General features: G+C 66.0%; 18 protein-coding genes. 5 read left to right on the top strand and 13 right to left on the bottom strand.

Going from position 1 to position 19,384, the window contains the following annotated elements:
* Nucleotides 1–38: 38 nt before the first annotated feature.
* From AC25Y4_RS14990 to AC25Y4_RS14955, 8 genes are all read right to left on the bottom strand, one after another.
* Nucleotides 39–1,391, bottom strand: coding sequence for an aminotransferase class III-fold pyridoxal phosphate-dependent enzyme (locus AC25Y4_RS14990; protein WP_488121222.1), 1,353 nt, complete (start codon nt 1,389–1,391; stop codon nt 39–41).
* 160 nt (nt 1,392–1,551) lie between these two features.
* Nucleotides 1,552–2,706 (bottom strand): ABC transporter substrate-binding protein, encoded by a 1,155-nt coding sequence (locus AC25Y4_RS14985; RefSeq protein WP_488121221.1) that lies wholly within the window; start codon nt 2,704–2,706, stop codon nt 1,552–1,554.
* A 124-nt stretch (nt 2,707–2,830) separates the two neighbouring features.
* On the bottom strand, nt 2,831–3,595 hold the full coding sequence (locus AC25Y4_RS14980) for an ABC transporter permease (RefSeq protein ID WP_488121220.1): 765 nt from the start codon (nt 3,593–3,595) through the stop codon (nt 2,831–2,833).
* Nucleotides 3,592–4,443 carry an ABC transporter ATP-binding protein gene (locus AC25Y4_RS14975; RefSeq protein WP_488121219.1) on the bottom strand — a complete coding sequence of 284 codons (852 nt, stop codon included), beginning with the start codon at nt 4,441–4,443 and terminating at the stop codon, nt 3,592–3,594. Before AC25Y4_RS14975 ends, AC25Y4_RS14980 begins: the two co-directional genes overlap by 4 nt.
* Nucleotides 4,440–5,324: an ABC transporter permease gene (locus AC25Y4_RS14970; protein WP_488121218.1), complete on the bottom strand. Its 885-nt coding sequence runs from the start codon at nt 5,322–5,324 to the stop codon at nt 4,440–4,442. Before AC25Y4_RS14970 ends, AC25Y4_RS14975 begins: the two co-directional genes overlap by 4 nt.
* Complete coding sequence (locus AC25Y4_RS14965) at nt 5,321–6,337, bottom strand: TIGR03842 family LLM class F420-dependent oxidoreductase (protein ID WP_488121217.1); 1,017 nt, start codon at nt 6,335–6,337, stop codon at nt 5,321–5,323. Before AC25Y4_RS14965 ends, AC25Y4_RS14970 begins: the two co-directional genes overlap by 4 nt.
* Nucleotides 6,338–6,348: 11 nt before the next feature.
* The gene (gene hydA, locus AC25Y4_RS14960) at nt 6,349–7,809 is read right to left on the bottom strand and encodes a dihydropyrimidinase (RefSeq protein WP_488121216.1); all 1,461 of its coding nucleotides are present in this window, start codon (nt 7,807–7,809) and stop codon (nt 6,349–6,351) included.
* Between the two features lie 39 nt (nt 7,810–7,848).
* Nucleotides 7,849–8,697: a nitrilase-related carbon-nitrogen hydrolase gene (locus AC25Y4_RS14955; RefSeq protein WP_488121215.1), complete on the bottom strand. Its 849-nt coding sequence runs from the start codon at nt 8,695–8,697 to the stop codon at nt 7,849–7,851.
* Nucleotides 8,698–8,893: 196 nt separating this feature from the next.
* Here AC25Y4_RS14955 and AC25Y4_RS14950 point away from each other — a divergent pair, with 196 nt between their 5' ends.
* The 4 genes from AC25Y4_RS14950 to AC25Y4_RS14935 all read left to right on the top strand — a co-directional run bounded on the left by AC25Y4_RS14950 (nt 8,894) and on the right by AC25Y4_RS14935 (nt 13,567).
* Complete coding sequence (locus AC25Y4_RS14950; RefSeq protein WP_488121214.1) at nt 8,894–10,261, top strand: aminotransferase-like domain-containing protein; 1,368 nt, start codon at nt 8,894–8,896, stop codon at nt 10,259–10,261.
* Between the two features lie 197 nt (nt 10,262–10,458).
* Nucleotides 10,459–11,475, top strand: coding sequence for a putative F420-0 ABC transporter substrate-binding protein (locus AC25Y4_RS14945; RefSeq protein WP_488121213.1), 1,017 nt, complete (start codon nt 10,459–10,461; stop codon nt 11,473–11,475).
* Nucleotides 11,472–12,629 carry a putative F420-0 ABC transporter permease subunit gene (locus AC25Y4_RS14940; RefSeq protein WP_488121212.1) on the top strand — a complete coding sequence of 386 codons (1,158 nt, stop codon included), beginning with the start codon at nt 11,472–11,474 and terminating at the stop codon, nt 12,627–12,629. Before AC25Y4_RS14945 ends, AC25Y4_RS14940 begins: the two co-directional genes overlap by 4 nt.
* Nucleotides 12,626–13,567, top strand: a complete 942-nt coding sequence (locus AC25Y4_RS14935; protein WP_488121211.1) for an ABC transporter ATP-binding protein — start codon at nt 12,626–12,628, stop codon at nt 13,565–13,567. Before AC25Y4_RS14940 ends, AC25Y4_RS14935 begins: the two co-directional genes overlap by 4 nt.
* A gap of 56 nt (nt 13,568–13,623) precedes the next feature.
* Here AC25Y4_RS14935 and AC25Y4_RS14930 read toward each other — a convergent pair whose 3' ends face one another.
* The gene (locus tag AC25Y4_RS14930; protein WP_488121210.1) at nt 13,624–14,337 is read right to left on the bottom strand and encodes a YceI family protein; all 714 of its coding nucleotides are present in this window, start codon (nt 14,335–14,337) and stop codon (nt 13,624–13,626) included.
* Between the two features lie 188 nt (nt 14,338–14,525).
* Here AC25Y4_RS14930 and cofD point away from each other — a divergent pair, with 188 nt between their 5' ends.
* Nucleotides 14,526–15,527 (top strand): 2-phospho-L-lactate transferase, encoded by a 1,002-nt coding sequence (cofD, locus tag AC25Y4_RS14925; protein ID WP_488121209.1) that lies wholly within the window; start codon nt 14,526–14,528, stop codon nt 15,525–15,527.
* On the opposite strand, the gene cofC is transcribed toward cofD, so the two are convergent.
* The 4 genes from cofC to fgd form a co-directional block, all read right to left on the bottom strand.
* The gene (gene cofC, locus AC25Y4_RS14920) at nt 15,524–16,228 is read right to left on the bottom strand and encodes a 2-phospho-L-lactate guanylyltransferase (RefSeq protein ID WP_488121208.1); all 705 of its coding nucleotides are present in this window, start codon (nt 16,226–16,228) and stop codon (nt 15,524–15,526) included. The two genes, cofD and cofC, sit on opposite strands and share 4 nt — an antisense overlap.
* On the bottom strand, nt 16,225–17,247 hold the full coding sequence (gene cofE / locus AC25Y4_RS14915; RefSeq protein ID WP_488121207.1) for a coenzyme F420-0:L-glutamate ligase: 1,023 nt from the start codon (nt 17,245–17,247) through the stop codon (nt 16,225–16,227). The genes cofC and cofE overlap by 4 nt, the downstream gene beginning before the upstream one ends.
* Entirely contained in the window at nt 17,247–18,248 is a 1,002-nt protein-coding gene (locus AC25Y4_RS14910; RefSeq protein ID WP_488121206.1) for a TIGR03557 family F420-dependent LLM class oxidoreductase, read from the bottom strand. Before AC25Y4_RS14910 ends, cofE begins: the two co-directional genes overlap by 1 nt.
* Nucleotides 18,249–18,328: 80 nt before the next feature.
* Nucleotides 18,329–19,333: a glucose-6-phosphate dehydrogenase (coenzyme-F420) gene (fgd, locus tag AC25Y4_RS14905; RefSeq protein WP_488121205.1), complete on the bottom strand. Its 1,005-nt coding sequence runs from the start codon at nt 19,331–19,333 to the stop codon at nt 18,329–18,331.
* Nucleotides 19,334–19,384 lie beyond the last annotated feature (51 nt).

The raw sequence follows: 19,384 nt of genomic DNA, 5'->3' as shown, positions 1-19,384 counted from the left end.
CTTACGTGGAGTGGTTTCGAGACAGCCTGGCGGCCTCCTCAACCAGCGAGGGTGAGGAGATCGAGGCTCAGAACCTCGTCGTAGATGGCCAGGGCTTCTGCCACCTCTGCGTCGGTGACGACGCACGGCGGCACGACATGGATTCGGTTGTCCTGGAGGAATGGCAACAGGTTGCGCGACAGCAGTTCAGCCTTGATCCTGCCCATCACCGCGGCACTCACCGGTTCCCGGGTGACGCGGTCGGCGACGAGTTCCAGAGCCCAGAAGACGCCGAGGCCCCGTACGTCGCCGATGATCTCGTGCTTCTCCTGCAGGGCGGCGAGCCCCGGCGCGAGCACGTCACGGCCGATGCGGGCCGCGTTCTCGACGATGCCTTCGCTCTCCATGGCGTCGAGCGCGCCGACGATGGACGCCATGGCCAGCGGATGCCCGCTGTACGTCAGTCCGCCGGGGAACACGGTGCTGTCGAAATCGGCAGCAATGGCGTCAGAGATGATGACGCCACCCGTTGGCACATAGCCGGAGTTCACACCCTTGGCAAAGGTGATGAGGTCGGGGGTGACCCCGAATTCCTCGAAGGCGAACCAGTGGCCCGTGCGGCCGAAACCGGCCATCACCTCGTCGAAGATGAGGATGATCCCGTAGCGGTCGCAGAGCTCACGCACTCCGGCCAGGTAGCCGGGCGGCGGCACCATGATGCCAGCCGTTCCTGGAATCGATTCCAACAGCACGGCCGCGATGGAGGTCGCTCCTTCGCTCTGGATCACTCGTTCGAGGTGATGCAGCGCGCGCTCGGACTCCTGCTCCGGCGTCTCCGCCCAGAATTCGCTGCGGTAGAGGTATGGACCGAAGAAGTGCACGTGTCCGCGGGCGAACTCGTTGGGGATCCGGCGCCAGTCCCCTGTGGCGACAATCGCGGCACCGGTGTTGCCGTGGTACGACCGGTACGTCGACAGCACTGTGTCGCGCCCGGTGTGGAGCCTGGCCATCCTGATCGCGTTCTCGTTGGCATCCGCACCGCCGTTGGTGAAGAAGACCTTGTTGAAGCCGTCAGGGGCGCGGTCAACGATGCGCCTGGCTGCTTCGCCGCGCACGAGGTTGGCCGTTGCAGGTGCGACCGTGGTCAGCGTCTTCGCTTGCTCAGTGATCGCATTGATGACGGCAGGATGCTGGTGGCCGATGTTCACGTTGACCAGCTGGCTGGAGAAGTCGAGGTAGGTGCGGCCGGCGTGGTCCCAGACTCGGCATCCACTGCCGCCGGCGATGACGAGCGGGTTTTGCACCGCGGCCGCTGCCTGCGCAGACCAGGAGTGGAAGACATGAGCCCGATCGAGCTCAACTGTTCGTGCATCGAGAGCCTGGCCAGAGCCAGAGGCCGGGGATTCTGGCATGGTGTCATTCACAAATATCGTGGTCCTTTTCTCAGATGGTTCATGGTGCGGATGGTGCGCTGAGCATGATGCTGGTTGTTCGGTTTCGTGCCGGTCGTGCGATCGTGCTGGTGGTGCAGGGTGGGCGGCCGCGTGGCCGCCCACCCATGGGTGAGACTGGTTACTCGCCGCCCTCCTTCAGGGTGACGGTGAGCGGCGTGAAGTCGGCGCCGGTGACGTCGACTCCGTCTGCGGTGAGCTCGTCGAGCGCCTTCTGCACGTACTCGTTGGAGTATGCGGTTGCGGGCGGGTCTGCGGTGATGATCGTTGCGCCGGTCTCGTTCTTGGTGTTCATGGCGATGTCGACCGTGTTGGCCCATGCAGCCTCATCGATCAGGCCGATGCCGTTGGTGGACGGCCAGATCAGCTTGTTGACCTCGTTGGTCATCCACAGCTGGTGGCCGGCTGGGAGCGTTGAACCGGCGCCAGCGACGATGTCGGCTGACTCCTGCGCGTTGTCCCTGGCGTAGATCCAGCCCAGGATGGAGGCCTTGATGAACTTCACCGTCTGGTCGGCGTATGCCTCATCGTCGGCGAGCTTGTCTGCGTTGGCCCAGATGGCATCCTGCAGCATGGCTGTTCCGACGTCGTTCCAGTTGATGACGTTGAGTTCATCGGGCTGGTACAGCTCGCCCGTTGCCGGGTTGATGGTCTCAAGCACCTGCGCGTACTCGTTGTACGTCATGGCCTGCGCTGCATCGATGTCGCCGGAGAGGAATCCGTTCATGTCGAATGCCTGCTGGACCAGCGAGATGTCGTCTACTGCGACACCTTCCTTCTGCATACCGGCGAAGAGCTCCCACTCGTTGCCGTAGCCCCAGCTGCCGACGTTCTTGCCCTTGAGATCGGCAGGCGTCGTGATGTTCTTGTCCTTGAACGAGATCTGCGTGGTGGCGCTGCGCTCGAAGATCTGGGCGACATCGGTGATGTTGGCGCCCTGCTCGATCGAGCCGAGCACCTTCGGCACCCAGGAGATCGCGTAGTCGACGTCGCCGGCCGCCAGGGCGTCCTGCGGGACGATGTCGGCGCCACCCTCGACGATGGTGACGTCGAGGCCTTCGTCTTCGTAGAAGCCCTGGTCAACGGCGGCGTAGTAACCGGCGAACTGGGCCTGTGCGACCCACTGCAGCTGCAGCTTCACCGGGGTGAGCTCGCCGGAGGCGCTGGTTGACGTGTCGTCGCCGCCGCTGTCACCGCTGGTGCAGCCGGTGAGGGCGAGGGCGCTGATTGCTGCCATGGCGCCGAATGTTGTGAGCCATCGTGTGCTGTGTTTCATGACTTCCTCCAGGTGAGAGATCGTGGGAAATGCTGCTCGTGGTGGTGCGATTCATGATGGTGCGTGTGTTGGGGCGGTGTTGGTGCAGTGGATTGGTGCGGTGGTGCGTACCGGCACAGGCCGTTTAGCCGCCAGATCGGCGGCTTACCAGCTTCTCCAGGCCGAGAGCGGCCGAGTAGAAGAGGAGTCCGAGCAGGATGGACCCGAGCACGTATGCCCAGGCCAACCCGTAGTTGCTGCTGGATGCGGATGAGGTGATGGAGCGGCCGAGTCCGCCGACAGGTCCGCCGAAGTACTCGGCGACGAGCGAGGAGATGACGGCCAGCGACGACGCGATGCGGAGGCCGGTGAAGACATACGGCACCGCGGTCGGCAACGTCACCGTGCGAGTGGCCTGCCAGCGGGTGGCTGCATAGGAGCGCATCAGGTCGCGATGTACTGGACGCACCTGGCGGAGGCCCTTCAGCGTGTTGAAGAACACCGGCACGAAGACGGCGAGCGCAGCCACGATCTGACGCGCGGTCTCCGCTCCTGCCCCGAACATCGTGTACAGCACGGGCGCCAGCGCCACGATCGGCACGACGGCAAGAGCGGCGACGATCGGGGCGAACATGGCGTCGGCGACCCTGACCAGCGCTGCGATGATCGCGAAGGCGACGCCGAGGATCGACCCGATCACGAGGCCGACGAACGCATTCCAGCCCGTCACCGCAACACCGGTCAGCACGCTGGCGAAGTTGTTCACGAACTCAGTGGAAATCTGGAATGGGCCAGGCAGGATGAACGGCTTGATGGCGAACGCCGTCACCGCGCCCTGCCAGAGCAGCACGGCAAGGACGCCCAGGATGATGGGGGGCCAGATCGTGCGACCGAACGCTCCCTGCCTCATCGCGTTTCTACCCCACGGATGCCGGTGGGCGCTTCCCCATGCAGCAGCTCGCGCACCTGGCTGACTCCCTCGAAGAAGCCAGCCTCTTCGCGCAGGTTCTCGCCGCGCTGGCCGGTGTCGCCGAGTTTCACGCTCAGGATGTCGCGGATGCGGCCGGGGCGCGGTGACATGACAACGACCCGGTCTGAGAGGAACACCGCTTCGGGGATCGAGTGGGTCACGAAGACCACGGCGGCGTTGGTCTCGCCGCAGATCCGGACGAGCTCATTCTGCATCCGCTCACGCGTCATCTCGTCGAGGGCGCCGAACGGCTCATCCATGAGCAGCAGGCTGGGGCGCTCGGCCAATGACCTGGCGATGGCCACGCGCTGCTGCATTCCGCCAGACAGCTGGTCTGGGTAGTGGTTCGCGAAGTCGGTGAGGCCCACGAGTTCGAGCAGCTCGACAGCCCTGGCCTTGCGGGCCGCCTTCCCCACCCCGTGCAGCTCGAGCGGCAGCTCGATGTTGCCGGTGACCGTGCGCCACGGCAGCAATCCGGCCTGCTGGAAGGCGATGCCATATGCCTGGTCGAGGCGAGCCTGGCGAGCGGACGTACCGAACACCTCGATGCTGCCCATCGTTGGGGTGTCGAGATCGGCAATGAGGCGCAGCAGGGTTGACTTGCCGCATCCGCTCGGCCCGATGAGCGAGACGAACTCGCCGGGAGAAACGGTGAGGCTCACGTTGTCGAGGGCGGTGACCGCCCCACGCTTGCCGGGGAAGATCCGGCTGACGCCGGTGACCTGCACGGCGAACGTGGCCTTGGGGGTGGCCGAAGCCGCCGCCGTTGTCGGTGTCTGCACGCTCATGCTGCAACCTCTCCCCTACGGAATCGACGAAGGAACAAACCAATCAGCCCGACGAAGCCGGCCGCGACCAGTCCGACCAGGATGGAACCGAAGATGGGCGCCCATGGCTTGCCAGGGTCGCCGCCCGCTGCGCCGGCGTACTCGATGATGAGCCGGCCGATGCCGCCCCGCAGCCCGATGGACACCTCGGCGACAACGGCGCCGATCACGGCGCTGGCCGCAGCGAGCCTCAAGGCCGGCAGCAGGTAGCCGACGCTGGCCGGGAGCCTTAAGCGCCACAGCGTCTTCCACCAGCCGACCGCGTAGCAGCGCATCAGGTCTTCGTGGGCGGCCTCTGGTGAGGCCAGGCCTCGCAATGCGCCGACGGAGACCGGGAAGAAGGCAAGGTAGCTCGCGATGAGAGCGACCGACATCCAGTTCTCCCAGGAGAACTCGCCGAAGTGGATCTGCGCACCCCAGCGGCGAACAAGCGGGGCGATCGCGATGAGCGGCACGGTCTGGCTGAGGATGATCCACGGCAGGATCGCCGCTTCGGCAACCTTGAACCGCTGCATCAGCAGCGCGAGGGCGAGTCCAACCGTCACGCCGACCAGCCAGCCGACGGCCGCGATGCCCAAGGTAAATAAGGACGCGGACAGCACCGCCTGCCACATCGGCACCGCGTTGGCCGCGCCGGTGACGGGTTCGAGCACGCGCTCCCACATCGTCCAGAGGTGCGGCATGGCGATATCACTCGTGCGCGGCAGGATGGTCAGCCCGCCGACGACGACGCCATCCGCTGGGCCGAGGAACTTGTAGAGCTCCCAGATCACGCCGAGCAGCACGATGCCGAGCGCGCCCCAGAGGAGTCGCCCGCCCCATGCACGCTGGCGCTCTGTCATGCCTTGGCCACGATGTGGTTGGCGAGTGCCGGGATCACCGTTTCCCCGTACACGCGCAGGGTTTGCTCCTTGTTGTCGTGCTGGAGGTATCCTGCGAACTGGTCGACGCCGATGTCCTTGAGCGCCTTCAACTTTTCGATGTGCTGCTCTGCAGTGCCGAGCAGGCAGAACCTGTCGACGATCTCATCTGGCACGAAGTCAGCGTGCGAGTTACCCGCACGGCCATGCTCGTTGTAGTCGTAGCCTTCGCGACCCTTGATGTAGTCGGTCAGGGCTGTTGGCACCTCTGAATCGGCACCGTACTTCGCCACGATGTCGGCCACGTGATTGCCAACCATCCCGCCGAACCAACGGCACTGGTCGCGCATGTGCTCCCAGTCATCGCCGATGTACATCGGAGCTGCGACGCAGAATTTCACGGACATGGGGTCACGACCGACGTTGGCTGCGGCATCCCGAACCGTCTTGATCATCCACTCGGCCACGTCGAGGTCGGCCATCTGCAGGATGAACCCGTCGCCGACCTCACCCGCCAGCTTCAGGGCGAGCGGACCGTATGCGGCCACCCACATGTCGAGGGTTGAGCCGGTGCTCCAGGGGAACTGCAGCGTGGCGCCGTTGTACTCGACAGGGCGAGAGTTCGCCAGCTCGCGGATAACGTGGATCGACTCCCGCAGCGTCTTCAGCGTTGTCGGTGCACCGTTGGTGACGCGCACCGCAGAGTCGCCACGGCCGATGCCGCAGATGGTGCGGTTGCCATACATCTCGTTGAGCGTCGCGTACGTGGATGCCGTGACGGTCCAGTCGCGGGTGGCCGGATTGGTCACCATCGGCCCGACGATCACCTTGCGCGTCTCGGCGAGAATCGCGCTGTAGATCACATAGGGCTCCTGCCACAGCAGGTGCGAATCAAAGGTCCAGACATGGCTGAATCCGTGGTTCTCCGCCAGCTTGGCCAACTGAACTGTCCTGGCCGACGGTGGATTGGTTTGGAGCACTGCGCCGAAATCCATCTGGTTCCGTCCTAGATCAGGTACTGGCTCAGACCGCGCTTGACGTACTTGCCGTCGCCCGTGGTGCCGAGGTACTGGTTGTCGTCGATGATGACCTTGCCGCGGGAGAGCACGGTGTCGACGTGGCCGTCGATCTCGAAGCCCTCCCAGGCCGAGTAGTCCATGTTCATGTGGTGCGTGCGGCCGGTTGGCTGACCATTGGCATCGACGGGCAGGCCGATGGAGGTGTGCCCGTTCGGGTCGTAGATCACCACGTCGCCGTCTGCACCTGGCTGGATGACGCCCTTCTTGCCGTACATGCCGAACATGCGCGCCGGGGTGGTCGAGGTGACTTCCACCCAGCGTTCCAGGGAGATCTTCTTGTCGACGACGCCCTGGTAGAGCAGGTCCATCCGGTGTTCGACGGAGCCGATGCCGTTGGGGATCTTGGAGAAGTTGCCCAGGCCCATGTCTTTCTGGCCCTTCATGCAGAACGGACAGTGGTCGGTGGAAACCATCTGGATGTCGTTCGTGCGGAGGCTCTGCCACATGTGGTGCTGGTGGCCCTCTGCCTTGGAGCGGAGCGGCGTTGAGCACACCCACTTCGCGCCTTCGAAGCTGCCCCATTCCTCACTCTGGGCGCCGAGCTGGTCTTCGAGGGAGAGATAGAGGTACTGCGGGCACGTCTCGCCGAAGACGTTCTGGCCGTTGTCGCGGGCGATGGCGATCTGGTCGACGGCCTGTTTGGCCGAGACGTGCACGATGTAGAGCGGGGCACCGGTGAGGTTGGCCAGCATGATCGCGCGGTGGGTGGCCTCCTCCTCTGCCTGCCACGGACGCGTCACGCCGTGGTAATAGGGAGAGGTGTTGCCCGCCTCGAGCGCCTGCTGCACGAGCAGGTCGATCACGCTGCCATTCTCGGCGTGCATCATGATCATGCTGCCGTTCTGGCTCGCTCGCTGCATGGCCTTGACGATCTGGCCGTCGTCAGAGAGGAACACGCCCTTGTATGCCATGAACAGTTTGAAGCTCGAGACGCCTTCTTTGACCAGCTCATCCATCGCCGTGAGGGAGGAGTCCTGCACGTCGGAGAGGATCTGGTGGAAGCCGTAGTCGATCGCGCAGTTGCTCCGCGCCTTCTCGTGCCACAGGTGGTACTGGTCGAGCACGTTCTCCCCGGCGTACTGCACGACGAAGTCGACGATGCTCGTGGTGCCGCCGTGCGCCGCGGCCCGGGTGCCCGTCTCGAAGGTGTCTGAGGCCTCTGTGCCACCGAACGGCATCTGCATGTGGGTGTGCGCGTCGATGCCGCCGGGGATCACGTATTTGCCGCGAGCGTCGATGACGGTGTCAACGTTGTTCTCGATGTCGAACCCGAGCAGCGTCGACCCCGGCGCCAGCACGGCCGCGATGGTTTCGCCGTCGATGAGCACATCGGCCGCTCCAGCGCCGGTGGCGTTGACGACGGTTCCGTTCTTGATGAGAGTCTTCATCGTCTTCTCCTCTGTGTCGTTTCCCGTGTGGGGCTGGCGCTACGGCTTGGGGATGGACGTGTAGGACTCCGGGCGACGGTCACGGTAGAACTGCCAGTCGTCGCGCACCTGGCGGATCATGTCGAGATCGAGGTCGCGGATGACGATTTCTTCGCTGTCTCCGCTGCCGTATTCACCCACGATGTTGCCCTGCGGGTCGGCGAACTGACTGTTGCCATAGAAGGTGACGGCGAGATCGCCGTACTCGTTGTCTTCCGTGCCCACCCGGTTGGGGGCTGCGACGAAGTAGCCGTTGGCCGCGGCTGCGGCCGGCTGCTCGAGCTGCCAGAGCCGGTTGGACAGGCCGGGCTTCGTCGCGTTCGGGTTGAACACGATCTGCGCGCCGTTCAGGCCGAGCTCGCGCCAGCCTTCCGGGAAGTGGCGGTCGTAACAGATGTAGACGCCGATCGGTCCGACGGCCGTCTCAAAGACCGGGTAGCCCATGTTGCCCGGGCGGAAGTAGAACTTCTCCCAGAACTTGTCGAGGTGCGGGATGTGGTGCTTGCGGTACTGGCCGAGGATGCTGCCATCGGCATCGACCACAACGGCGGTGTTGTAGTAGACACCCGGCATGTCTTCCTCGTAGATCGGAAGAACCATCACGAGGTTCAGCTCCTTGGCGAGCGCGGCGAAGCGCTGCACGATGGGCCCGTCGGCCGGCTCCGCGTAGTCGTAGTACTTCTTGTCCTGCGTGATGCCGAAATATGGGCCGTAAAAAAGCTCCTGGAAGCAGATGATCTGGGCCCCGTCGGCCGCAGCATCTCGAGCGAACTGCTCGTGCTTGACGATCATCGATTCTTTGTCACCCGTCCACGTGGTCTGGGTGATGGCGGTTCGTACTACGGTCATGTGTTGTCTCCACTTCGTGCTCGGCGCTGAGCGAGTGCAGTATGCAGGTTGCAGTGCAGCGCCGAAATTAGTTGAGTCGAACCGAACTGCGTTGTCCGGTTTTGTTATTATTCGACGTAAACATTTCTGATGTGTTTCTGTGTATGACGCACGCGTTAATCATCCTGTCGAGCAGAACAGGTAAGAGCAAGAGAATATGCAGACTTTCCTCGACGAGATCGAGCACCGCACGCCGGCAGGGATTGCCGCGGCACTCGGCCGACTCATCGCCGCTGGCCGTCTGGCACCTGGCGACCGTTTGCCGACGGTCCGCGAACTGGCCGCGGCCCTCGGCGTGAGCCCAGCCACCATCAGCCACGCGTGGCAGGCACTCGCCTCCGTCGGGCTGATCGAATCGAAGGGGCGCAGCGGCACCTTCGTGCGCGACCTGACGCCGCACTGGCTGCCGGCGAGGAGCCAGTCGATGGCCGGGCACCAGCAACAGACCCGCATCGACCTGTCGAGGGGAACCCCTGATCCAGAACTGTTGCCACCGCTCGGGCCTGCGCTGTCACGGGTCTCAGAGCGCGCGGCCACCCCGACCTATCAGGACCTGCCGGTCATTCCGGAGCTGCTCGACCTGCTGACCACGTCGTGGCCGTACCCGGTGGAGTCCATCACCGTCGTCGACGGCGCCCTTGACGCGATCTCGCGGAGCCTTGAGGCCGTTACCCGCTTCGGCGACAAGGTGATTGTCGAGAGCCCCGGCTTCCCGCCGTTCTTCGATCTGCTCGACCAGCTCGGCCTGGAGCGCATCCCGGTCGAGGTCGACGAGTTCGGGATCGTGCCAGCCTCCTTCAAAGCTGCGCTCTCGGCGTCACCGACGGCCATCATCCTGCAGCCACGCGCCCACAACCCGACAGGGGCGTCGATGACGCCAGAGCGGGCAGAGCAGCTGGCGCAACTACTCACGGCGAACAAGCGCAATGCCACGACCGTCGTGATCGAAGACGACCACTCCGGCGCAATCAGCATCTCGCCAGACGTGAGCCTTGGCCAGTGGCTGCCTGAACGCACCCTGCATGTGCGCAGCTTCTCGAAATCGCACGGACCTGACCTGCGGATCGCAGCCCTCGGCGGCCCGTCTGCCCTGGTCGACCCCATCGTGGCCAGGCGGATGCTCGGCCCCGGCTGGACCAGCCGGATGCTGCAGAAGATCCTCTACGACCTCCTCACCAACACCGACTCGATCGAGCAGATCAACGACGCCATGCGCATCTACTACGCGAGGCAAAAGGCGCTGGCAGATGCGCTCTCTGGGCTCGGAATCGACGTCGTGCAGGGCGATGGCATCAACATGTGGCTCCCCGTCGACGACGAGCGTGACGCGATTGTGCAGCTGGCGGCATCGGGCATTCGTGTCTCTGCCGGCTCCCCCTTCTGCGCCACCGACCCAGCCCAGCCCCACGTTCGCGTGACGGTGGGGGCGCTGGCCGACGACATCGGCCCTGTCGCCCAGGCGCTGGCGAGCGCGGCTGCCGGACCCCGCCCCGGCGTTCACACGTTGGAAACGAGATGGGCCTAGGCTGGAAGAAGACCACCGGTTAGATCTGACCGGATGAGCAATCCCGGATTTGGGTAGCGGGTCACGTTGTTAGCCGCCTCTTCTGCGGCATCCGTACCTGCCGGCGTGCCCGGCCCCACCCCGTCACTGTCGGGCAGCACGGCGCATGCATGTCCCGCCGGCACCCCGTCACAGACCGACCATCATCCAGAGGACTCATGAAGCGTCGTCACATCGTTAGCCTGGCTGCAGCATCCGCTCTGCTTCCCGCGCTCCTTTTCAGCGGATGCGCATCGACCGCCGCGCCAGGGCCTGACTCGGCGGCCCCAGCCACGGCGCCCGCAACCGCGAGCTATCCGGTCACCGTTGACAACTGCGGCACTGACGTGACAGTCACGGCCGCGCCGAAGCGAATTCTGACGGTGAAGTCGACGACCACCGAGCTGTTGCTGGCGCTCGGGCTCGGCGACAACATCGTGGGAGCAGCCTTCCTCGACGGGCCCCTGCCCGACGCGCTGGCCGACATGCCAGGCGGCTCATCGCTCAACGTCGTGAGCGATTTCCTGCCGAGCCAGGAGGCCGCACTCGCGCTCACCCCCGACTTCATCTACGGCGGCTGGGAGTCGAACTTCAGCGCGGACGGCGTCGGAGAGCGCGACCAGCTGGCCAGCATGAATGTTGGCACGTACGTGTCACCTTCCGCGTGCAAGGAAGAGGGCTACGCTCCAGACCCGCTCACGTTCGACACGGTCTTCGCAGAGATCACGGAGGCCGGCGCCCTGTTCGGGGCAACGGATGCCGCGGCCGCGCTCGTCGCCGACCAGGAGGCACAGCTGGCCGCACTGGAGCCGGCCGCCGACAGCCCGACAGCCCTCTGGTACTCGAGCGGGACCGACACCCCCTACGTCGGGGCAGGCACCGGTGCCCCCGCCATGATCATGAACGCCGCCGGACTCACCAACATCTTCGGCGACGTGCACGACAGCTGGACGTCGGTGGGCTGGGAATCGATCGTCGCAGCAGACCCGAGCGTGATCGTGCTCGTCGACGCCACCTGGAACACCGCCGCGTCGAAGATCGCCTCGCTGGAGTCGAACCCGGCGACCTCTGGCCTGTCGGCCGTGCAGAACAAGCGCTACATCGTGCTGCCGTTCGCCGCGACCGAAGCCGGCACGCGCAATGTGGAGGCTGCGGCATCCGTTATCGACCAGCTGAACGAGCTCGACGGCGAATGATGACCCACAACGCCGAGAGTCGCCCGTACGACCGAGAATCGCCGTTGCACCAGCGATTCTCGGCGGAAACGGCGACTCTCGGCGGTGAGCGCGGGGCCGCTGGCACTGGCACTGGCAGGGGCACGGGCACCGGCCGACGCGGCGGCTTCGGCTGGTTGCTGGCTGCAGGGGTCGCCCTGCTGCTGCTGGTGATCGGCGTTGCCGTCACCATCGGCCCGGCCGACATTTCACTGGCGGATGTCTGGGGCAGCGTTGCCGGACACCTTGGATTGCCGAATGCCGCCGCTGGGATCCCGCCGCTGACCGACTCGATCGTCTGGCAGCTGCGACTGCCGCGGGTGTTGACCGCCGCCGCCGTCGGAGCCGGACTCGCGCTGGCCGGCGCCGTCATGCAGAGCGTGACACGCAACCCGCTGGCCGACCCGTACCTGCTCGGGCTGTCGTCTGGGGCCTCGCTCGGCGCCGTGGCCGTGCTCATTCTCGGCGTCGGCTTCGCCCTGCCAGCCGCCGCCTTCGTTGGGGCACTGCTCGCGCTCGTTGCCACCCTCAGCATCGCGCGAGTCGGCGGCACCATCACGCCAGGGCGGGCCGTGCTCTCCGGGCTCGCCATCGCCCAGCTGGCTGCGGCCGGTACCTCGTTCGTCATTTTCTGGGCGGCGAAGGGTGATTCCTACCGCGAAATCCTGAACTGGCTGCTGGGGTCTGTTGCCGGTGCGTCGTGGCAGAGCGTCGCGATCTCCGTCGGCGCGCTAGTGGTCGTTGGCACCGGCATCCTCTTCACCGCCAGCCGCCTCGACGCCTTCGCATTCGGCGACACGGCCGCGGCGTCGCTCGGCATCAACGTGAATGCCACCCGGTGGGGCCTCCTGACCGCGGTGGCCCTGCTGACCGGCGCCATGGTCTCGGTGAGCGGGGCGATCGGGTTCGTCGGGCTGATCCTGCCGCACCTTGTGCGCGGGCTCACCGGCCCCGGTCATCGCCGCCTGCTTCCGCTCGTGATCGTGGCCGGAGCGATCTTCCTCGTCATCGCGGACACCCTGGCCCGCACGGTGTTCGACCCGCGTGAACTGCCCGTCGGTATCGTGACGGCGTTCATCGGGGTGCCGGTCTTCATCGTGCTGATCAAGCGCAAGCGATCGGCGGCCTGGGCATGAGCGCCGAAACCGTGCGCCACGCACACACCGGCGAGTTCAGAGGCGCGCACGGTGAAGCGGATGCCGCCACGACCGCCACCCGTACCGCCTCCCCTACTGCCGCTGGAACGGCGGTGACCATCGACCGGGTCTCGTTCGCCATCGGCGGCTCCCCTGTGCTGCAGGAGGTCTCTGGACACCTCCCCGCCGGGGCGGTCACCGGTCTGCTCGGCCCGAACGGCGCCGGCAAGTCGACCCTGCTGCGGTTGATCGCCGGCATTGAAACCCCCTCAGCGGGGTCGGTTCTCCTGCAGGATCCGGCCAGCGGCGCTAACGCCGGGGCTGCTGCTGCAGGCGCTGGCGCTGGCATCGCCCTCACGTCCCTCCCGCGCCGCGAGGTGGCCAAGCGCATCGCACTGCTTGAGCAGACAGCCTTTCCGAACGTTGACCTGTCGGTGCTCGAGGTGGTGCTGCTCGGTCGGATCCCGCACCGCTCCCGCCTGCTCGGCAGTTTCGGCGGAGACGACGACCGCCAGCTCGCCCTCGATGCCCTCGCCGCTGTCGGCTCTGTCGATCTGGCCGAGCGCGGCTGGCACACCCTCTCTGGCGGACAGCAGCAACGCGTGCAGATAGCGCGGGCGTTGGCCCAGCAGCCGACGATCCTGCTGCTCGATGAGCCGACCAACCACCTCGACATCAGCGCCCAGCTCTCGCTGCTCGCGCAGGTGCGCGGCCTCGGGCTCACCTCGGTCGCGGCCCTGCACGACCTCAACCTCGCTGCTGCGTACTGCGACCACATACTGCTGTTGCAGGAGGGTCGCGTCGTGGCCGCCGGGCCGCCGGAGGATGTGCTGCGACCGGAGATCATCGCATCCGTTTATGGGGTGGACTGCGATGTGATCCCGCATCCGCGGGGCGGGCACCCGGTGATTGTGTACTCGCCGACCGCTGCGTCGTAGGCGAGCACCCCGCACCCCCCGTGCACCCTTCGAGCGGGTGCTGCTCTGCGTCTGCTCTACTTCTTCGTCAGGTCGAGCAAGAATTCGACGAAGCCGGTGTCTTCGACCTTGACGAAGTTGAGGTTGGGTGCGGTGACGTTGAAGTCGGAGAAGGTGATCGGGATCTGGCCAGCCACCTTCACCGTGTCGCCGTCGAGGGCGGCCGTGATGTCGACCGTCACGTCGCGGCTCACCCCGTTCAGCGTGAGGGTGCCGGTGGCGGAGACCGTCTGCGGCTGACCAGACGTCGGATCGGTCTCCGATGTGATCGGCTCTGTCAACACGAAGGTGGCCGTTGGGTACGTGGCTGTGTCGACGGCCTGGCTGCGGAAGTACGCATCACGCGGCGGCTGGTCGGTGGAGATGGAGGCGACATCCACCTCAACGGATGCGGCCGTGATCTCGGTCGTCGTCGCGCTGGTCGTTGCCGTGACCGTTCCGGTGACGGTTTCGGTGCGGGCGGTGACCGTGACATCCGTGCCGTTCAGTACCTCGTCAACGCGATAGCCGGCATATGACCCTGCGCCCACCGCCCAATCGCCAGTGAGTTCGGCGGCGGTGAGGGTGCTGGGTTCGAGAGTGCCGAGGTCGTCGACAGGATCGGCGGCGGCAGGACCGACGATGACATCACGGTAGAAAGCAGGCCCGAAGACCAGGGCAGCCCCGCCCAGCACGACAATGACCGCCGCGATGCCGGTGAAGACCTTGGCCCTGGTGCTCATGCGCTTCATCGTGTCTTCTCTCTTCGTCTTCACTCTCGGAGGCAGAATGCGAGTGGCGATCATCCAATGTAACCGGCTCGCATATGCATCCGCTATGGATTGGCCATGAGGGTCCGCGAGCAGCGACCCGGCCGCGAAAGCGGATGCCGCCCCGTACGTGAGCGGATGCCGCCCCTCCCGGTGGGAGAATCGACGGCATGCAGAAGATCACGGTTTTGGCCGGCGGCGTTGGCGGGGCGCGGTTCAGCCGCGGGCTGCTGCACCTGCTCGGGGAGCGCACCGAGGCAATCACCGAGGCGGCATCCGTCACGGTCATCGTGAATACCGGCGATGACATGTGGTTGAACGGCCTGCGCGTCTGCCCCGACCTCGACACCGTGATGTACACGCTCGGCGGCGGAATCAACGAGGAGCAGGGCTGGGGGCGGCCAGACGAATCGCGGCGCACCTCAGACGAGATCGCAGCGTATGGCCGCGGCTGGTCGTGGTTCACGCTGGGCGACCTTGACCTGGCCACCCACATCGTGCGCACCGACCTGTTGCGAAGCGGATCGACGCTGACCGAAGCGACCCGATTCTTGTGCGAGCGTTGGCAGCCTGGTGCACGGCTGCTGCCGATGAGCGACCAGCCCGTCGAGACCCACGTTCGCCTGGCCACGGCCATCGATGAGCATGCGGCAGGTGACCTGATCCACTTCGAGGAGTGGTGGGTGCGCTACCGCGCCCACGCCGACGTGACCGAGTTCGTGCAGGTCGGACTCGAGACGGCAACGGCGGCGCCGGGCGTGATCGAGGCGATCCTGGAGGCCGACCTGGTGGTGCTGCCGCCGTCGAACCCCGTGGTGTCCGTGGGCACAATCCTGGCCGTGCCCGGTGTTCGTGCGGCCCTCCTATCGACGAGCGCGCGTGTCGTCGGGGTGTCGCCCATCATCGGCGGCGCCGCCGTGCGCGGCATGGCGGACCACTGCCTGCAGACGATCGGTGTCGAGACGTCGGCCGAGGCCGTCGGGCTGCATTTCGGCTCGCGGGCAGCCGACGGCGTGCTCGATGCCTGGCTTGTGGACGAAACGGATGCCGCAGCCATTCCGGCGTTGGAGGCCGCCGGCATCCGTGCTGCTGCCGTACCGCTGTGGATGCGCGACGTCGCGACGACGGCGGAGATTGCCAGGCAGGTGCTCGCGATCAGCGGGCGAGACTAAGGGTTCGGTAGAGGCGCGATCGCCGGCGCAGTGCTCGCGATGAGCGCACTCGTGTAGCGGCCAACGCCGAGGCGCAGCGCATCGGCCAGGTTCGCCACGGTGTCGACGTCGCGCCGGATCGAGGCGGTGGGCGGCACATCCAGCGGAACGTGTCCTGCCGCTTCGTGGGCCTGACGCGAACCGCCGCCAAAGCGCGGAACCAGCGATTTCCCGGCCAGGGCGAGCAGGGTTGTCGTTCCGGTGCCCTCCTGATCGGGAATCATCGACAGCTCATGCGTCGCGGCCAGGGCAAGGGCGGCTTCGAGATCGGGGACGCTCAGTGCGGGCAGGTCCCCCGTGACGACGAGCAGGTTGAGCTGCGGCCATGCCTCGCGCGCCGCATCCACGCCCTGGCTGATCGCCCAGTTCAGCGGGTCGATGGGCGCGGCATCCCCTGCAGCGGATGCCGCGCGCTGCCTGGCCGCCCGCCCGGAGTCCTCTGGGATGACCATGGCGCCGAGGTGCAGCATCCGAGCGGCCACGACCTCATCGGCCGTGACGACACAGACGCGGGAAACGGAGGGCGCCGCCATCAGCGCGGCGACGGTATCGAGGGCGAAGGCATCGGCAAGGCGGGCCCGCTCTGGATGATCGCCCAGTCGGCTCTTGGGCGCTTCGGAACCGGCAGCGCCCTTCACCGGCACAATGGCAGCCCAGCTCACGCGGGTGCGTCCCCAGACTCAGGCTTGTCACCAGATGCGGGCGAGTCGGCGTCGGTCTCAGCTTCGGGGGCACGGGCGCTGTCGCTCCCTGGCGTCGACGCCTGGCCGAGGCGGGCGCTCGCGCGTGCCGCCGCCATTCCGGCAGTGAACCCCGCGGCCTGGCCCTGGGAGATGCCCTCCTCGAATCCGGCCGCATATCCTTCGGCGTGCGCTTCTGTGCTGCCGAGCCGGAACATGTCCTTCTCACTCGGCCGCTGCAGAATGCGAGCGTCCTGGCCTCCCGCCGTCGCATCGGCAACAACCAGTCGCGCCAGGCCGCGCACCACGGCGACCGGGTTCTGGCTGGTCTTGCCCTTCACGAGGTCGGCGGCTCCTGCGATCTCGTCGCCGGCGGCAGCGGCCGTCACGTCGAGTGGGCGACCGAAGGCATCCGTTGTGCCGCGTAGGTCGTCGAGCACGAGCACGCCGGCCGACCCGATGGCGATGTCGGTCTGACCGTCGCGCCAGGCGCGCCCGGCGGTGTCGGTGATGATCACACCGAGCAGCAGGCCTGTCGACACCCGCAGGGCGTAACAGAGCGCGCGAGCGGAGGCGTTCGGATCCTCCGGCAGCAGCAGCACGGTGCCATCGGCGGTATTGCTGGCGTCGACGCCTGCGGCCGCCATGACGAGCCCCTGCCGATTCTCCACGATGCGCGTGATGCCGTTCGGCGTCGCCCTCGACGCGACGACCCGAACTGTCTCGTCGGTGATCGCCCGTTCACGATCGGCGGCCGCCACAATCCTGCCCTCAGATTTGGACACGATCTTGCTGGTCACGGCGAGAATATCGCCATCACGCAGTACGGTCCTGGCGGCAGTACTTGCAGCGGCAGCACTAGCGCCAGCACCTTCATCGCCCGCCGCAGCGGCACCGAGAATCAGCGCCGCAAGGTCATCCCCCGGTGCCACCTCACCGATACCCGTGAGCACGAAGACCTCAAGTCCCGCAGAACCCGTCATCGCGGTCTCCCCACTCATCAGCGCACCAGCTTTGGCAGCACATCGCTACCGAACACGTCAATCCACTCACGCTGGTTGCGGCCAACGTTGTGCAGGTAGATGCGGTCGAACCCGAGGTCCACATACTTCTGGATATACGCCCGGTGCACATCGGGGTCGGCAGACACCGTTAGGCGCCCGCTGAAATCCTCCGGCCGCACCATCTTGGCCATCTGCTCGAACTCATACGGCGAGCGGATGTCGGACTTCGGAAACCGCATGCCACCGTTCGGCCACTCGTGCATGGCATTGGCCATCGCGAGCTCATCGGTTTCGGCCCAGCTCAGGTGCAGCTGCAGCGCCTTGGGCATGGTCGATGGGTCTTTGCCAGCATCACGCGCGCCCTCGCCGAATTTGGCCAACAGCATTGAGATCTTCTCCGGTGCGGCTTCGACGGTGATCAGGCCGTCGGCCACGCGTCCGGCGCGCTTGGCGGTGAGAGGGCCGGCCGTGGCCACGAGAATCTCCGGTGCCACCGGCGGCATGCTCCACAGCCGGGTCGATTCCAGCTTGTAGTACTGCCCGGAGTGCTTCACGTCTTTGCCGGCGATCGAGGCCGAGAACAGCTTCGAGATGATCTCGATGGCCTCGAACATCCGGTTGATGCGTTCGGGCGCCTCTGGCCAATACGTCGCCATGATGTGCTCGTTCAGCGCCTCGCCGGAGCCGAGGCCGAGCCAGTGCCGGCCTGGGTACATCGAGGCCAGCGTTGCGGATGCCTGCGCCACCATCGCTGGGTGCCACCTGAACGTCGGGGCGGTCACCCCTGGCCCGAAATTGCCTGCGGTGCGCTCTCCCACCGCCGCCAGCACACTCCACACAAACGACGATTCACCCTGCGCTGGGACCCACGGCTGAAAGTGGTCGGTCGCCATCACACCGACGAAACCGTGTGCCTCTGCGTATGCCGACAGCGCCACAGCCTCTGCCGGCGCGAATTGCGCGAGCATGGCGGCGTAACCGATCTCAACGTTGGTCATGTGTCCATTTTCGTACGTAATCGAGAAGCGGGAGCGAGGTCTCGAGACGGCCCTGGCGGGCCTCCTCGACCACCGGGGAACTACCCCAGCGCGCGCAGGCGCGGCGCCAGGTCGCGCTCGAACAGGTCGAGGAATCGCTTCTGGTCTGCGCCTGGACCATGGAACACGAGGTGGTTCAGGCCGGCGTCGATGTACGGCTTGATCTGCGCGACGGCCTCGTCGGGGTCTGAGGCGACGATCCAGCGCTTGGCGACCTGTTCGATGGGGAGGGCATCCGCTGCCGCTTCCATTTCGATCGGGTCGTCGATCGAGTGCTTCTGCTCAGGGGTGAGCGACAATGGCGCCCAGAATCGGGTGTTCTCCAGGGCGACGGCGGGATCGGTGTCGTAGGAAAGCTTGATTTCGATCATGCGGTCGATGTCGTTGACGTCGCGTCCGGCCTTCTCTGCGCCTTCGGCCACGGCAGGCAGCAGCTGCTCGGTGTAGAGCTCCATGCCCTTGCCGGAGGTGCAGATGAATCCGTCGCCGGCGCGGCCGGCGTACCGGGCAACGACGGGGCCGCCCGCTGCCACGTAGACGGGGATGCCGCCCTCCGGTACGTCGTAGATCGATGCGCCCTTGGTCGTGTAGTACTCACCCTCGAAGTCGACGCGGTCGCCGTTCCAGAGCTCGCGCATCAGCGTGACGGCTTCGCGCAGCCGGGCAAAGCGCTCCTTGAAGTCGGGCCATTCGCCGACGAAACCGGTGGCGATCTCGTTGAGGGCCTCTCCGGTACCGACGCCGAGCATGATGCGTCCAGGGTAGAGGCAGCCCATGGTCGCAAACGCCTGCGCCACGACGGCGGGGTTGTAGCGGAACGTCGGCGTCATCACCGAGGTGCCGATCTGAATGTTCGAGGTTCGCTCACCGACGGCCGTCATCCAGGCGATCGAGAACGGTGCGTGACCGCCGTTGTGCCGCCACGGCTGGAAGTGATCGCTCACCGTGACGCTGTCGAACCCGTGTTCCTCGGCCATGACACCGAGTTCGACCAGCTCGCGTGGCGCGAACTGTTCTGCCGATGCCTTCACTCCCAATTTCAGCACTTCATGCCTCCGCTACCGGGACGCCAATGCCCCATCCGATTCCTGACTTGT

It is taken from the genome of Leifsonia sp. Y878, assembly GCF_057669685.1.
Note: the sequence above shows the minus strand (reverse complement) of the source record. Positions and strands in the feature narration are given on the sequence as shown.